This is a genomic window from Methylocystis iwaonis (genome assembly GCF_027925385.1).
GTDB lineage: Bacteria > Pseudomonadota > Alphaproteobacteria > Rhizobiales > Beijerinckiaceae > Methylocystis > Methylocystis iwaonis.
Genome location: NZ_AP027142.1, coordinates 1,396,589 through 1,410,972 on the forward strand (window position 1 = coordinate 1,396,589; position 14,384 = coordinate 1,410,972).

A 14,384-nucleotide genomic window follows, 5' to 3' on the forward strand; every position below is an offset into this window, starting at 1 on the left:
GAAGAGCGCCGCCCTCGGTTTCAATGCGCGAGATCGCGCACCAAGGCGTCGATATTCTGTATTGTCCGGAAATTTGCTGGAACGAGTTTCGAGCTCGGAATCGTCAAGTCGAACTCCGCCTCGATCGACAGCATCAAGTTCACCATCTCCATTGAGGTCATGCCGAGCTCCTCCAAATCCTGTTGGGGGGGAATTTGGTGGGCGTTCTTTATGAATTGGGCGACGACGGCGTTGATGCGATCGATGGATTGAATCGTTGAGACGTCCACGCTGCAACCTCCAGAGCACAGAGCTTTATCGAACTGACAATCAGTGTTCTAGCCGCGATCTATAAAAAGAAGCTGCGGCGGATTGCTAAAATCCAATTCATTAAGGCTGACGTCGACAATTTGCGCGACAAAACTGAATATTCAGAACTGGAACCTAGCCTCGGCTCGATCAGGCGAGGATAGGTTGACGAGGCGAAGATGTTGGCTGCTGAAATTTCAAAGCCGCAAGTGAGAGCGCAAGAGGATTTTTCTGCGCGGATCGATTCGGCCGTCGCCGTTGCTGCGAAATTCGCCGAGGCGGTCGATGAAACGGCCCGCTTCCCGAAAGAGGCGTTCGACGAGCTGAAAGCGCAGCGTCTGCTCGGGATATTGCTGCCGGAAGGGTGTGGCGGAGAGGACCGCAATGTGGCGGACGCCGCGCAGCTTTGTTATGCGCTTGGCCGCGTCTGTTCCTCGACGGCCATGATTTACGCAATGCACGCGGCCAATGTCGCATGCGTCATGAACCATGCCGGGCGCAGCGAAAGGTTCCAGTCCTATCTGCGTCGCATCGGCGAAGAGCAGATGCTGCTTGCGTCGTCGACGACCGAAGGAACAAACGGCGCCAATGTGCGCTCCAGCGCCTCGGCGATCGTCGCTTTGGATGGCGGGATTTCGCTCGATCGAGACGCCTCGGTTGTCTCCTATGGGGCCGCGGCCGACGCTATCGTGACCACCGCGCGTCGGTCGCCGGAGTCACTTCCCAGCGATCAGGTGCTCGCGCTCTTTTTCAAGGAAGACTACACGCTCGAGCGCACGTCCAAATGGGACGTCATGGGCATGCGCGGCACGTGCAGCGAAGGCTTTCATCTCATTGCGAAGGGCGAAGCCGAACAGGTTCTCGCGGAGCCCTACGACAAAATTCATCGCCGCTCGATGGTGCCGGTGACCCATCTGCTTTGGGCTTCCTGCTGGGCGGGCGTCGCGGCTGGCGCGGTCGAGCGCGCGCAGAATTTCACGCGTAAAATCTCCCGCGCACAGAAGGGCGCTCTTCCGCCAGGCGCGCCATTTGCGACGCAGGCGTCACTGTCGCTGATGCAGCTCGTCAACCTCGTCGACTCGGCCACCGCGGATTATCTTGGCAGGGTGGGAAATCCTGAGTCGCTCGACGAGATGTCCTTCCAGACATCGCTCAACCTGCTGAAGGTCAGCGCCTCGGAAATGGCGATCACGACGGTGATGCATGCGTTCAACGCCTGCGGGATCGCCGGCTATCGCAACGACAGCGAATTCAGCGTCTCGCGCCCGCTGAGGGATATTCTCTCTTCCTCCGTCATGATCAACAACAACCGCATTCTTTCGAATGTGGCGACGTCCTGCCTCATTGGCGGCGTGCCGGAATCGATCGTGAAGCCACGATAATGGAGCAGCATGGGGATGAACGCGCAATGAGCGAGATGGCGTGCACAGAGACGGAGGCTCGCAGCGATGAGACGATCCTCGATCATCTCTTTCGCCCCATGGGCGTCGACGGCGTTTACGCGCGCACGCGGCGTTATGAGGACGTCGTCGATGCGCTTCAATGGCTGATTACAAGACATCGTCCGCAAGAAGCGTCCGTGTTCCGTTTTCCGCCGGTGATGAGTCTGAGACAGCTCGAGAAACAGGGATACCTCAACAGTTTTCCTCAACTGCTCGGCTGTGTCTGCGCCCTGCACGGGTCGGAGGCGGATGTCGCCGCCGCGGTGGACAGAGCCAAGCAAGGGGAAGATTGGACACGCGGCGCGACATCGGCCGGTCTCGTGTTGAGCCCGGCGGCCTGTTACCCGATCTATCCGATTGCCGCGGAAAATGGCCCGGTTCCCGAAGAGGGTTTGACCTTCGACGTTGCGGCGGACTGCTTCCGGCACGAGCCCTCGAAAGATTTGGACAGATTGCAGTCTTTCCGGATGCGCGAGTTCGTGCGCATTGGCGCGCCGGCGCAGATTGCCGTCTTCCGTGAGCGGTGGATGAAAACCGCGCAGGCGATCGCCGAGTCGTTGCAACTGCCCTTTGCCTTCGATCGCGCCAGCGATCCGTTCTTTGGCCGCGTCGGCGTGTTGATGGCCGCCAATCAGATCGAGCATGCGTTGAAGTTCGAGCTTCTGATTCCCGTGCGCGCGCAGGGCGCGCCGACCGCTTGCATGAGCTTCAACTATCATCGCGAGCATTTCGGCAAGACATGGGGGCTTGTGGATCAGAAGGGTGAAATGGCGCATTCGGGTTGCGTGGCCTTCGGCATCGACCGGCTGGCGCTCGCGCTTTTTGCGACGCACGGCCTTTACGTCGAGGATTGGCCGCGCGACGTCCGCGACGTTTTGCGTTTGGATTGATTGACGGGGAGGAAATCGCAATGAGCGGCGATGAAAAAATAGTTTTCTACGAGGGCAAGAATGTCGAGATGCAGCCGTGCCCAATCAATCCGGCTTGGGTGATCGACGGCGCTCCGGTTGCGCGGAATTTCATCTTGTCACGCAGCCTCGACAATTCGGCCACGACGCTTCTGTGGGATTGCACGAAGGGCGTGTTCAATTGGCATTATGACATCGACGAGACCGTTTATGTGCTGGAGGGATCGGTCGTCGTGCGCGAGGATAATGGCGTGGAACATCATCTCGGGCCGGGCGACCACATCCTGTTCCGCGCTGGCTCCCATGCGGTTTGGACCGTCGAGAAATACGTTCGCAAAGTGGCCTTCTGTCGCACGCCCCTGCCTGCGTCCGTGATGTTCCTGGTGCGAGTGATGCGCAAGCTGGCGCGCATGCTGAAGCTCGCGCCTGCATCGGACGCCCCGGCGATGTTCAGTGGCGCATAAGGAGCGAGGTTCGGCCATGGCTTCTCCAGTTCCACTGCGTCCTGTCTCGCAGACTTGGACGTTCTTTCAGGGCGAATGGCGCGACGGCAACGCGCTGATTTTGGGCCCGAGAACGCATGGGGCCTGGCTTGGCTCGATGGTGTTCGACGGGGCGCGCGCCTTCGAAGGCGTGACGCCCGATCTCGATCTGCATCTTGCGCGCGTCAATAATTCCGCGCGTGAGATGCTGCTGGAGCCTTTGCTGAGCGTCGAGGAATGGCGCACGCTTGTTGGCGAAGGCTTGAAAAGATTTGCGCCTGATGCGCAGCTCTATATTCGGCCGATGTATTGGGCCGAGGATGGCTTGGGCGGCGGCGTTCGCTTTGAGCCTTCTTCCACCAATTGGTGCCTGACGATCTATGAGGCGCCCATGCCGGCTCCCAAGGGCGGCGCCGTGACGCTTTCGCCTTTCCGCCGGCCCTCGGCGGAAACTGCGCCGGTTGGCGCGAAGGCCAGTTGCCATTACGCCAATGGCGCGCGCGCGTTGATCGAGGCAGCAAAGCGCGGCTTCGACAATTGCCTCATGCGCGACATGCTCGGCAATATCGCGGAGTTCGCCAATTCCAACGCCTTTCTCGCCAAGGATGGCTCGGTTTTTACGCCGGCGGCGAATGGGACGTTTTTGAACGGCATCACGCGCCAACGCGTCATCGGCCTGCTGCGCGCAGATGGCGTCGAGGTGATCGAGACTACGCTTAGCTATGACGACTTTCTTTGCGCTGACGAGATTTTCTCGACAGGCAACTTCCAGAAAGTCGCGCCGATGTCGCACATCGACGATCGTCCATTGGAGGCGGGCCCAATGTATAAGCGCGCGCGTGCGCTTTATTGGGACTTCGCGCATTCTAAGCCGCAGCTTCGAGTGGCTTCGTGAACGGAAGGCGCCGGTTTCGGCGCCTTTTCACGCGCCCGCCAGCGCTTCGGAGCGTATCACAGAGAGATTTACGCTCGGCGTAACGCGATCCGGGTCCATCATCACATGGATGATAGAGGGAAGGCGTGACGCGCGTGCCGCGTCGAAAGCTTCGGGGAAGTCCTTTGTCCGCTCGACGCGCGCGCCGTAACCGCCGAAGGCGCGGGCATAGGCGGCGAAGTCCGGATTGCGTAGATCCGTGCCGATGACTCGTGCGGGATAGCTGCGCTCCTGATGCATGCGGATCGTGCCATAGGAGGCGTTGTCGCAAACGACGACGATGATCGGCAGCTCATACTGCACGGCTGTCGCGAATTCCTGGCCATTCATCAGAAAATCGCCGTCCCCATTGATAGAGACGACGAGCCGCTCGGGATAGAGCCGTTTGATGGCGACGGCGGCTGGCACGCCATAGCCCATCGTTGCCGATGTCGGCGCAAAGTGTGAGCCATAGCGGCGGAAGCGGAAATAACGGTGAATCCACGACGCGTAATTTCCTGCGCCATTGCAGATGACGGCGTCGTCGGGAAGATGGTCCGAAAGCCAGATCATCATTTGAGCCAGATCGACGTCGGCGGAGGGCGTAAAGCTGCGCGAAAAGTCGAGATAATCCTGATGCGCCACGCGCGTATCGTCATGCCAGGGGCGGTGCGCCGGCGGATTTTGTTTTGCCAGCATCTCGACGAAAGGCATGGGCGACGCGTGAATGGCGAGCGTTGGCGCATAGACGCGGCCGAATTCCTCGGCCTGCGGATAAACATGCACGAAGTGCGTCTGCGGCTGCGGTATGTCGAAGAGCTTATAGCCCTGAGAGGGGATTTCCCCCAGCCGCCCGCCGATGAGGACGAAGAGATCGCTGGCCTTCGCGCGCGCGACGAGCTTCGGATTGGCGGCAAGGCCGAGGTCGCCGGCATAGCAGTCATGCAGCGGATCGAAGAGCGGCAACCGTCGGTAGCTCGTTGCGACAGGCATGTCGAAAGCGCGCGCCCAATCCATCATGCGACGGGACGCCGTCTCGTCCCAACGCGTGCCGCCCAGGACGAACAACGGGCGCTTCGCTTGCGCGATCATTGCGGCGAGGGCGTCCATGTCGTCTGGCCCCGGCGATGTCTCCACGACGGCGGCGGCGGGGCAGGGGCGCGGCAGGACGCGCTCGTCGAGCATGTCTTTCGGCAAAGCGAGGGCGACGGGGCCCGGCCGCCCGCCAAGCGCGACATGAAATGCCCGCGAGACATATTCCGCCATGCGGGCGCCATCGTCGATTTCGGCCGTCCATTTTGTCTGTCCGCCGAACATCGCGCGGTAATCGACTTCCTGAAACGCGCCGCGGTCACGATGCGATCGCTCGATCTGGCCGATGAACAAGATCATGGGCGTCGAGTCGTGCTGCGCGATATGAACGCCGGCAAAGGCGTTTGCTGCGCCCGGGCCGCGTGTCACGAAGCAAATGCCGGGGCGCCCGGTGGCCTTGCCATAGGCGTCCGCCATCATCGCCGCGCCGGCCTCGTTGCGGCAGACGGTGAGTTTGACGTTGCGCTCGTAGCAGGCGTCGAGCACGGCGAGATAGCTTTCGCCCGGCACGCAGAAAATATGGTCGACGCCATTGATGATAAGCTGATCGACCAATGCTTGCGCTGCGGTGATGTCGGCAAGTGTTGTCATGCGAGGCTCATGGTCCGAACAAGACGCTTTCGCTGAAGGCGAGGTCGCCCAGTCGCGGACGCTCGGGGCCCTTGAAATATTTGGGTCCGCGATCGTGGAGATAGATCCCGAAGAGCCCCGGGATTTTCTCTGTGGCGTCGAGAAGCAAAGTGGGATGGCCGCGGCGCAGCAGCTCGCGGCCCAAAGGGCCCGCAAAGCGTTGGAAATCGGCAAGGCTGCGACAATAGATCATCTGCTGCGTGGGCACGAGCCCCTTCAGCACGCGGCGCGGCAGAAACACGAAGGGATGGGCCTCGCGCTTTTCATGCACAATCAGCGACAGGCAGCCGCGCTCCGCGTGGGCCACGAGGAGCGCGCATTCCTGCGATGAGAGAGAGCCGCCATAGTCGCGATCCGCGTCGAAGATTTTCACGCGGGCGTTGGCGGTCCAAGGGGCGAGGGCGGGGATGGCGAGCATTTGGCCGTTGCAATAACGGCGAAATCCCTGCGCTTCGATCACGCGCCACGTATGCGGCGCCGGCGAAGTGTTGATATAGGTGACGTCCTTGAGCCGCACCGCCGCGGCGATGAGCAGCGAGGCGTAGCCACGATAGGCGTCTTCGACATACCAGCTCGAGATGTTGCAACGAATCTTGTCTGCGCCCACACGCGTGAAGATCATCAGGATCACGCCGACCGGCGCGCCGTCGTGCTCCAGCAGATAACCCATACGGGGATAGCCTTCGGGCGCATCGCGGTGCGCGAGCGTTTCGAGCGCGTGACTCCAATAGTCGGCGGTGCGCTCGGGAAATCCCTTGGCCAGCAATCGAACGAGCGCTGGCGCGTCGGCCTCTGCGATCATTCTGCATCGAATGCGCGGCGTCGCCGGCTCGGTCATCTGCGCTTAACCTTCGTCATGGATCTTGGCCACGTGTGCAGGGAATTGCTTAGGGAAGCACGATAGGAAGTTCTTCTTAGCCGGAGATGAAAAGGGCGCGTTTCGATGAGCATAAGGTTAACAGTGCTTTCCGTCGTGGAAAATGTGGCTGCGGAGCAGGAAAAAACACTCACGCCGCTCGCGAATGATACGGTCCTCGCCAACTCCGGTTTGGATTCTCTGTGCTTCGCGATCATCGTCGCGCGTCTCGAAGACACGCTCGGGGTCGATCCCTTCACGGCTTCGGAAGAGGTCTATTTTCCCGTAACCTTCGGCGATTTCGTCGCGCTCTATGAAAATGCCGCCGCCGCTTGATCTGCGCGGGCTCGCGGGCGACGCTGTTTCGGGCGGCGCCGCCGGCCTGCATGCGCCGAAGAGGCAGGCGCTTTGGCGCGACGCGGTTCAAGGGACGATCTTGGGCGGTCGTCGCGCTTCGCTTGCCGGAAAATCGGTCTTAATCGGCGTATCGTCGCAGTTCGACGCGGCGCTCGCCATGCTGGAGCTCGATGGGGTTGTGGCGCGCATGGTGATTACGCCGCCAGACTTCACGAGCGAGCGTCTCGCCTCGGCGATCGCGCAGGCGCAAGTCGAGGCGATCATTTGCGACGACGACGTTAAGGATTTCGGCGTCGACGTCACGCGCGTTCGTGTTTCGGCGCTCGCGCCCGAGACGGAGCCGCGCCCCGCTGCGACCGAAACGGAATGGGTTCTTCCCACCTCCGGCACGACCGGGGCGCCTAAGCTCGTCGCGCATCGTCTCGCGGGGCTGCTTGGTGCGGTTCGCCCGCGCGCCGCAGGCGAGGCGGCGCCCGTTTGGGCGACCTTCTACGATATTCGTCGCTATGGCGGGATGCAGATCTTCCTGCGCGCGGCGACGAGCGGCGCGACGCTGTTGCTGACCGAGGCGAGCGAGCCGCTCGCCGATCATGTAACGCGCATGGCGGCGGCCGGCGTCACGCATCTCTCCGGCACGCCGTCGCATTGGCGCCGTCTGCTGATGAGTCCCGAAGCTACGCGGATCGCGCCCAAATATGTGCGCCTTTCCGGCGAGATCGCAGACCGCGCCGTTCTCGCCAATTTGGCCGCCTTCTACCCCAACGCAAAGATAGTTCACGCCTATGCTTCCACGGAAGCGGGAGTAGGCTTCGAGGTGACGGACGGGAGGGAAGGGTTTCCCGCCGCTTATCTGGATGGCGTTGGCGGCGTCGAGATGCGCGTCGTCGACGGGTCGTTGCGTCTGCGCTCGCGCCGCACGGCGGATCGCTATGTCGGCCGCGATGATCTCGCGCTTGCGGATGCGGATGGCTTTGTCGATACGGATGATCTTGTCGAAAGAGTGGGAGAGCGCTTTTTCTTCAAGGGCAGGCGCGCCGGGACCATTAATGTCGGCGGGTTGAAAGTTCACCCGGAGGAGGTCGAGCAGATCATCAATCCGCATGACGCCGTGCGCATGTCGCTGGTGAAGGCGCGGCGCAATCCGATCATGGGCGATCTCATCGTGGCGGAAGTAGTGCTCAGGGAACACGACGTCTCTGCGGAGCAAAAGCGCGCGGTGAAGGATGAAATTCTTGCCGCATGCCGCGCGCGGCTCGAAAGGCACAAGGTTCCGGTTTCGATCGACTTCGTGCCGTCGCTCGCCATGTCGGCCGGGGGCAAGCTGCTGCGGGGAAAAGCATGAGGCGCAATGTCATCGTCACGGGCGGCAGTCGCGGTCTGGGCCTCGCGATCTCGCGACGCCTCGTCGCCGACGGCTTTCGCGTCATCGCTGTCGCGCGCAAGCCGAGCGACGCGCTCGACGAGGAGATCGCCCGGGCCTCCGGCGCGCTTGCCTTCGCTGCGCTCGATCTTTCCCAGATCGACGCGATCGCTGATTTCGTGCTGCGGCTCAAAAAGGAGTTCGGCGCGCCTTACGGGCTCGTCAACAATGCCGGGCTCGGCACGGAAGGGCTGCTCGCCACCATGCACAATTCGCAGATCGATCAGCTCACGCGCGTGAATGTGACCGCGCCGATCGTTCTGACAAAATATGTGGTGCGCAATATGATGTCTGCGGGCCAGGGCGGCCGCATCGTGAATATGTCGTCGATTATCGCCTCGACCGGATATAATGCGCTTTCCGTCTATGGCGCGACGAAAGCGGCGCTCATCGGCTTCACCAAGTCTCTGTCGCGCGAAGTCGGCCGGATGGGCGTCACCGTCAACGCGGTGGCGCCGGGTTTTATCGAGACGGAGATGACGGCGTCGCTCGGCGAGGAGGAGCGCGCCAAAATTGCTGCGCGCGCGGCTTTGCGGCGGTTGGCGGCGCCGGAGGATGTGGCGAACGCGGTTTCTTATCTCCTCGACGACAAGGCGCGCAATATTACCGGGACGGTGATGACAGTGGATGCGGGGGCGACGGCGTGACGTAATGCGTGCTTGCCGTCATTGCGAGGAGCTGTGCGACGAAGCAATCCAGGGCAGCTATAGCGGCTCTGGATTGCTTCGCTTCGCTCGCAATGACGGGAGGCTCTGGATTCCCGGTCGCGCTGTCAGACGCCGAGAATGGCATGCTCTAATGCAAGCTGTTTAATGGGAGTGTTAACGATCTGTTAACCATCCCGTTGCAACCTGGTTCAGTCAGCCGCTTCGATTGCTTTGAGCAGTTCCGGATACGCTGTCTTTCTTCGTGGCGGCCCGCGACCTCGGATGTAAAGGCGCGGGCCGCTCCTTTTCATCATCCTGTCGGCGTCGAGGGCTCTGCGCACAGACGCAGAACCTCGAGCCTGATCCGATCTCCGTGGCACGGCCGCTGCGGTCGCGTGGGCGGCTCAGCGCACCAGCAGCGCAGAGCAATTTTTTCGCCTCTGCGTAGCCGATCGGCGATCTTCTCGATTTCGCGCGTCTTCGGGCCGCGCTCGGCGAGATCGCGATCGAGATCGCGCTCATAGGCCGCGATCACGCGCAGCCGCTCCTGCATGTCCCGATGGTCGCGCAGAATGTGCGGATTGCCGAGAACCGGATTGCTGCGATCCACGTCGATGATTGCTTCGTCCGGCGCCGCCTGGAGCCCGCCCTTGCGTTTCGAGACAATGCGGATACGGGCCGCATAGTCTGTCGGAAGCGCGTTGGATTTGAAGAGATCGTCCAAAGATGCATTCTCCTGCGCCGCAAAAGGCTGATTGGCTCCCGCGAATTTGAGCCTACGTATTTTACGCAACTTGATAGGCCGGGGGGCGCAGGTCACCTTGATCAATTATCTCTCGCCGAAGAGCGCGCCATGATCGACTTGCTCTATATCGCCAGGCTGGACTTTCTCATCAAGATACGCGGCGCACAGGACATTGGCGCCGCGAGGCCGCGTGCGCGTTTCGTGCCCTTGGACAATAGGGACGCTCTGAAAATCCACGCTCCGCAGCGGCGCTCGCGGCAACAAAAGAAGGCTGCGCCGTTCCAAGACACATTCTGAAACGACGGCAAATTGCTCGGCCAACGGCCGTGCCCAAAACGGCTCAGCTTTGGTGCGGCCCAAGCATTTGATAGAGGGCGGCTTCGATTCGTCGCCAGTTCTTCGCCTGCTCAGCCTCGCCGCTTTGCTCCAACGAGGCAGCCTTTTGCGCCGCCTCGGCGACGGCCTTGTCGCCATGCGCATCGAACAGCCGTCGCGCATAGTCCTGGATGTCGAGTTCTTCCATTTCGACGGCTCCGCTTGGGTGGATCGACGCCAAAGTCGCGTCGACGCCCTATTGCAACGAACTTGAGCGGACTCTGTTCCGTCTGCCGGAAAAGCAGACGCGCGGCGTAGACCGGCGGGCTGAAAGCTCGACCGGGAATCCGCAAGAGCGCTGGTTCAGCGCCCGTCATTGCGAGCGACGCGACGCAATCCAGGCAGGCGATGCGGCCCTGGATTGCTTCGTCGGCTCCGCCTCCTCGCAATGACGGCGGTGAGTCCCTGTGCGTCCAAACGGCGCGAGCGTCGGGGATGGCGCCGAACCTCTCGTATCATGAGAAGGATCGGCCAGGCGGTGTGGCTGCGCCATGTCGGGAACCGCCCCGGATTATCTTCCAACGCGAAAAAGGCCCCAAAGGGGCCATTTCTGATGCTTCTATTTTGCGGGATTTAAACTGGTCGGAGTGAGAGGATTCGAACCTCCGACCCCCTCGTCCCGAACGAGGTGCGCTACCAGGCTGCGCTACACTCCGATCCAACGGCCGTGTCGGCCGCTTTCGAGGGCCTTATAGCCATAGTAGGCCGGGCCCGCAACTGGTTTCGCCGTTTATTTGTCGCTTATCCACCGTGGCGGCGGCGCAGCGTCACGAAGGAAAAATCTGCCTCGTCCCTGTCGCCGCGCGGCGGCGTCTCGCGGGCGATTTCCTCCCATTCCAGCGGCGAAAGCTCGGGGAAATGGGCGTCTCCCGGAATGTCGAGCCCGACTTCAGTGAGCTCGATCATTTGCGTCTCGTCGAGCAGCGCCCGATAGATTTCGGCGCCGCCGGCGACAATAATTTCTGGCGCCGCCATTTCGGCGGCGAGCCGCTGGGCGATGGCGAGCGATTCGGTCAGGCTCGTCGCGACATGGGCGCCGGGCGCGGCATAGCCGGGGCTTCGCGTGACGACGACGCTCTCGCGGCCGGGCAAAGGGCGGCCGATCGATTCCCAGGTGCGCCGGCCCATGATCATGGGCCGGCCCCAGGTGCGCGCCTTATAGCGCTTGAGATCGCTGGAGAGACGCCAGGGCAGGCCATTGCCGACCCCGATGACGCCGTTCTGGGCCCGGGCGACGACGGCGACGAGTTTGGGGGTCATGCTGCGGCGGCACCTACTCTCTCGATGTCTGCGACGAGGGCGTATTCGATGAGCATCCGATCGAGGATCACCGTCTCGATCTCGACAGGCAGCTCAGCAAAGCGCCGGGCATAGGCGATGATCCGCGAGGCCTCCGGATGCGTCGCCGGAACGGGGTCAACTCGCACTTTGCCTCCGAAATCGGGAATCCTGCCAGCTCGGCGAAGATCGAAGACCTTGAGCACGACTTCTCGGCTTTTTCGGCTTGTCACGATCCGAATGACCCAATCGACATCGTCCTCATCGGAAACGACCTTGATCAGGTAGACGCCCTCAACTCCGATGCCTTCCGCCCTAAGCGCTTCCGCGATCCTGCGGAGCCCCTCGGCGCCCCCTATGGTTGTGACCGGATCCATGCGAAAATCCCTTCTGTCGGGTCGCTTATGGCCTCGAGTAGCGCTCGAGCCTCTGTCTCTTCAATTCTCCTATAACGCGCCGACTCATTCCAGCCCATTACAGTGTTCCAGTTGGCCACGAACTGAGAAGAACGCCTGGACCGCTCCTGCAAAGCTGGCTTGAGCTGCGCCAAGCTCAAAAGGTCCTCGAGGTCGTGGGTGTAGATATTCTTTACCAAGTTCTTGTCCGGGATTTCGTTCGCCCTGAACTGACCGGCGATAACGGCTTTAAGCGCGAGCTCGATTGCATATCCGGAAAGGTAGAAAGCGCCGGACCACCTCTGAACGCCCAATAGCGCCAGCGCTTCTCGCAACCGTTCCTCGGCGAGCGCTTCCAGCTCCTCGAGCCGCATGTTCACCTCAAATAGCCAGAGTGAAAAACAATCAAACCGCAATGGGCGCGGCGATGGCCGGCCAGGGGTCGTAGCCTTCGACCGCAATGTCTTCATAGCGGAAATCGAGCAGCGAGGCTGCATCGGGGTTCAGCGCGAGGCGAGGCAGGGGCCGGGGCGCGCGCGAGAGCTGGAGGCGGGCCTGCTCGATGTGGTTCAGATAGAGATGCGCGTCGCCGAGACTGTGGATGAAATCGCCGGCGACGCAGCCGGTGGCCTGCGCCACCATGTGAGTCAGCAGAGCATAGCTCGCAATATTGAAGGGCACGCCGAGGAACACGTCCCCCGAGCGCTGATAGAGCTGGCAGGACAGGCGCTTTCGTCCGTCCACCTCCGCCACATGGAATTGGAAAAGGCAGTGGCAGGGCGCGAGCGCCATTTTGTCGATCTCGGCTGGGTTCCAGGCCGTGACGACGAGGCGGCGCGAGAAGGGGTTTCGCTTTATTTCCTCGATCAGCCAGCCGATCTGGTCGATCGTTTCCCCGCCGGGCGCGGGCCAGGCGCGCCACTGCGCGCCATAGACGGGCCCGAGATCGCCCTTCTCATCGGCCCATTCGTCCCAGATGGTGACGCCGTTTTCCTTGAGATAGCGGATATTGGTCTCGCCCGCGAGGAACCAGAGCAGCTCGTGGATCACGGATTTCAGATGCACCCGCTTGGTGGTGACGAGCGGGAAGCCCTCCGAGAGATCGAAGCGCATCTGATGGCCGAAGATGGAGAGCGTGCCCGTCCCCGTGCGGTCCTCCTTGCGGACGCCCTCGCGCAGGATTTTGTCGAGAAGGTCGAGATATTGGCGCATGGGGCTCTCGGGGCGGGAGTCATGGAGTTGCGGGCGATTTGCGCCGCGCCCTCATCCGACCCTCGCTTACGCGAGGGCCACCTTCTCCCGCAAGTGCGATCGCGCGCGGGAGAAGGAAAGAGCCCCTTGGTTGCCGATTAATCCAGAAATTCGCCGCAGCGACTCCTTCTCCCGCTTGCGGGAGAAGGTGGCCGTCGAAGGCGGTCGGATGAGGGCGGTCCCCCGATTCCCTCGCCCCTGCCTTTGCAGCCCCGTCATCCTCTCCCTATATTCTCTCCCCGAGGGGAGCGACGCTCTCCGCGAAAGAGGGAAAACTCATATGCTGCGGTTTCTTGCGCAAAAGCGCGGATCGCTGATTTCATTGGCTCTCGCGGCGCTGTTGGCGCTCGCGCCGGCGATCGCCGAGGCGCGCATGGGCGGCGGCGGGAGCTTCGGCTCGCGCGGCTCCAGGACCTGGTCGGCGCCGCCGTCGACCCGCACGGCGCCCGGAACGGCCTCGCCATTCGAGCGCAGCGAGACGGCGCGTCCAAGCTTTAATCCGAGCCAGCCGGGCTTCAATCGGCCTGCCTTCGGCGGCTCTTCCTTTGGCCGCGGCCTGCTCGGCGGTCTCGCCGGCGGCCTGCTCGGCGCGGGGCTTTTCGGGCTGCTGACCGGCAACGGCTTCTTCGGCGGCATTGGCGGCTTCATGTCGATCATCGGCTTCCTGCTGCAGATCGCGCTGGTCGTTTTCCTGGCCCGCATGGCCTTCGTCTGGTGGCAGCGTCGCAATGCGCCGGCCGGCGTCGGCCCTCAGGGCTCGACCTTCGGCTTCACGGGCGGCGCGCCCTTCGGCGGGCGTCCGACAGGCGGCTTCGGGGCCGGGCCCATGGGCTTCGGCGGCGAGGCGCCGCAGCGTCCGCGCGCGACGCCGATCCAGATCGCAGCCGGGGACTTCAACGCCTTCGAGCGCCTGCTCGGCCAGTCGCAGGCCGCCTATAGCCGCGAGGACGTCAGCGCGCTGGGTCAGGTGGCCACGCCGGAAATGGTCCGCCATTTCGACGAGGAGCTGGAGACGAACCGCCGCAAGGGCGTCGTCAACCGCGTGACCGACGTCAAGCTTCTGCAGGGCGACCTTTCGGAAGCCTGGCGCGAGGGCTCGGACGAATATGCGAGCGTCGCCATGCGCTTCTCGCTGAACGACGTCCTGGAGGACCGCGCCACCGGCAAGCCGGCGCCCGGCTCCGCTGGGGCAAGCGAGGCGACCGAGGTCTGGACGTTCCGCCGCCCGGCGGGAGCTGGCCCCGACGCCTGGAAGCTTTCGGCGATTCAGCAGGCGGCGTAACGCGAAGCCTGCTATTGAGAGGC

18 protein-coding genes and 1 tRNA gene are annotated in these 14,384 nt (G+C 62.4%); 9 read left to right on the forward strand and 10 right to left on the reverse strand.

Annotation, left to right across the window (positions count from 1 at the left end):
- Nucleotides 1-20 precede the first annotated feature (20 nt).
- Nucleotides 21-269 carry a phosphopantetheine-binding protein gene (locus QMG84_RS06680; protein ID WP_202072486.1) on the reverse strand — a complete coding sequence of 83 codons (249 nt, stop codon included), beginning with the start codon at nucleotides 267-269 and terminating at the stop codon, nucleotides 21-23.
- A 198-nt stretch (nucleotides 270-467) separates the two neighbouring features.
- On the opposite strand from QMG84_RS06680, the gene QMG84_RS06685 reads away from it, so the two are divergent.
- From QMG84_RS06685 to QMG84_RS06700, 4 genes are read left to right on the forward strand one after another with little or no spacing between them, the layout of a single operon-like run.
- Nucleotides 468-1,670 carry an acyl-CoA dehydrogenase family protein gene (locus QMG84_RS06685; protein WP_281931312.1) on the forward strand — a complete coding sequence of 401 codons (1,203 nt, stop codon included), beginning with the start codon at nucleotides 468-470 and terminating at the stop codon, nucleotides 1,668-1,670.
- A gap of 26 nt (nucleotides 1,671-1,696) precedes the next feature.
- Complete coding sequence (locus QMG84_RS06690; RefSeq protein WP_281931314.1) at nucleotides 1,697-2,620, forward strand: amino acid--[acyl-carrier-protein] ligase; 924 nt, start codon at nucleotides 1,697-1,699, stop codon at nucleotides 2,618-2,620.
- 20 nt (nucleotides 2,621-2,640) lie between these two features.
- Nucleotides 2,641-3,102: a cupin domain-containing protein gene (locus tag QMG84_RS06695; RefSeq protein ID WP_281931315.1), complete on the forward strand. Its 462-nt coding sequence runs from the start codon at nucleotides 2,641-2,643 to the stop codon at nucleotides 3,100-3,102.
- A gap of 16 nt (nucleotides 3,103-3,118) precedes the next feature.
- A complete protein-coding gene (locus tag QMG84_RS06700) occupies nucleotides 3,119-4,015 on the forward strand; it encodes a branched-chain amino acid aminotransferase (protein ID WP_281931316.1) in 897 nt (298 codons plus the stop codon).
- Nucleotides 4,016-4,042: 27 nt separating this feature from the next.
- Here QMG84_RS06700 and QMG84_RS06705 read toward each other — a convergent pair whose 3' ends face one another.
- Together QMG84_RS06705 and QMG84_RS06710 are read right to left on the reverse strand one after the other, a co-directional pair.
- Complete coding sequence (locus QMG84_RS06705) at nucleotides 4,043-5,716, reverse strand: thiamine pyrophosphate-binding protein (RefSeq protein ID WP_281931318.1); 1,674 nt, start codon at nucleotides 5,714-5,716, stop codon at nucleotides 4,043-4,045.
- A gap of 7 nt (nucleotides 5,717-5,723) precedes the next feature.
- The gene (locus QMG84_RS06710; RefSeq protein ID WP_281931319.1) at nucleotides 5,724-6,557 is read right to left on the reverse strand and encodes a GNAT family N-acetyltransferase; all 834 of its coding nucleotides are present in this window, start codon (nucleotides 6,555-6,557) and stop codon (nucleotides 5,724-5,726) included.
- Nucleotides 6,558-6,698: 141 nt separating this feature from the next.
- On the opposite strand from QMG84_RS06710, the gene QMG84_RS06715 reads away from it, so the two are divergent.
- Genes QMG84_RS06715 through QMG84_RS06725 form a run of 3 tightly spaced genes read left to right on the forward strand, consistent with a single transcriptional unit; the run spans nucleotide 6,699 to nucleotide 9,035 of the window.
- Nucleotides 6,699-6,947: a phosphopantetheine-binding protein gene (locus QMG84_RS06715; protein WP_202072492.1), complete on the forward strand. Its 249-nt coding sequence runs from the start codon at nucleotides 6,699-6,701 to the stop codon at nucleotides 6,945-6,947.
- Nucleotides 6,931-8,310, forward strand: a complete 1,380-nt coding sequence (locus QMG84_RS06720; protein WP_281931321.1) for a class I adenylate-forming enzyme family protein — start codon at nucleotides 6,931-6,933, stop codon at nucleotides 8,308-8,310. The genes QMG84_RS06715 and QMG84_RS06720 overlap by 17 nt, the downstream gene beginning before the upstream one ends.
- Nucleotides 8,307-9,035 carry an SDR family NAD(P)-dependent oxidoreductase gene (locus tag QMG84_RS06725; RefSeq protein WP_281931323.1) on the forward strand — a complete coding sequence of 243 codons (729 nt, stop codon included), beginning with the start codon at nucleotides 8,307-8,309 and terminating at the stop codon, nucleotides 9,033-9,035. Before QMG84_RS06720 ends, QMG84_RS06725 begins: the two co-directional genes overlap by 4 nt.
- A gap of 310 nt (nucleotides 9,036-9,345) precedes the next feature.
- Here the strand turns inward: QMG84_RS06725 and QMG84_RS06730 are convergent, their stop codons facing one another.
- Entirely contained in the window at nucleotides 9,346-9,759 is a 414-nt protein-coding gene (locus tag QMG84_RS06730) for a DUF4326 domain-containing protein (protein WP_281931325.1), read from the reverse strand.
- A 129-nt stretch (nucleotides 9,760-9,888) separates the two neighbouring features.
- Here QMG84_RS06730 and QMG84_RS06735 point away from each other — a divergent pair, with 129 nt between their 5' ends.
- On the forward strand, nucleotides 9,889-10,077 hold the full coding sequence (locus tag QMG84_RS06735) for a hypothetical protein (RefSeq protein WP_281931326.1): 189 nt from the start codon (nucleotides 9,889-9,891) through the stop codon (nucleotides 10,075-10,077).
- Between the two features lie 43 nt (nucleotides 10,078-10,120).
- Here QMG84_RS06735 and QMG84_RS06740 read toward each other — a convergent pair whose 3' ends face one another.
- The 6 genes from QMG84_RS06740 to QMG84_RS06765 all read right to left on the reverse strand — a co-directional run bounded on the left by QMG84_RS06740 (nucleotide 10,121) and on the right by QMG84_RS06765 (nucleotide 13,040).
- A complete protein-coding gene (locus tag QMG84_RS06740) occupies nucleotides 10,121-10,303 on the reverse strand; it encodes a hypothetical protein (protein WP_281931327.1) in 183 nt (60 codons plus the stop codon).
- 431 nt (nucleotides 10,304-10,734) lie between these two features.
- Nucleotides 10,735-10,811: transfer RNA gene (locus QMG84_RS06745), tRNA-Pro, on the reverse strand.
- An 85-nt stretch (nucleotides 10,812-10,896) separates the two neighbouring features.
- The gene (locus QMG84_RS06750) at nucleotides 10,897-11,415 is read right to left on the reverse strand and encodes a dihydrofolate reductase (RefSeq protein WP_281931328.1); all 519 of its coding nucleotides are present in this window, start codon (nucleotides 11,413-11,415) and stop codon (nucleotides 10,897-10,899) included.
- Nucleotides 11,412-11,810 carry a hypothetical protein gene (locus QMG84_RS06755; protein ID WP_202072499.1) on the reverse strand — a complete coding sequence of 133 codons (399 nt, stop codon included), beginning with the start codon at nucleotides 11,808-11,810 and terminating at the stop codon, nucleotides 11,412-11,414. Before QMG84_RS06755 ends, QMG84_RS06750 begins: the two co-directional genes overlap by 4 nt.
- The gene (locus tag QMG84_RS06760) at nucleotides 11,789-12,202 is read right to left on the reverse strand and encodes a HEPN domain-containing protein (RefSeq protein ID WP_202072500.1); all 414 of its coding nucleotides are present in this window, start codon (nucleotides 12,200-12,202) and stop codon (nucleotides 11,789-11,791) included. Before QMG84_RS06760 ends, QMG84_RS06755 begins: the two co-directional genes overlap by 22 nt.
- Nucleotides 12,203-12,233: 31 nt before the next feature.
- Complete coding sequence (locus QMG84_RS06765; RefSeq protein WP_281931329.1) at nucleotides 12,234-13,040, reverse strand: thymidylate synthase; 807 nt, start codon at nucleotides 13,038-13,040, stop codon at nucleotides 12,234-12,236.
- A gap of 319 nt (nucleotides 13,041-13,359) precedes the next feature.
- Between QMG84_RS06765 and QMG84_RS06770 the strand changes: the two genes are divergently transcribed.
- Entirely contained in the window at nucleotides 13,360-14,361 is a 1,002-nt protein-coding gene (locus QMG84_RS06770; RefSeq protein ID WP_281931331.1) for a Tim44 domain-containing protein, read from the forward strand.
- Nucleotides 14,362-14,384 lie beyond the last annotated feature (23 nt).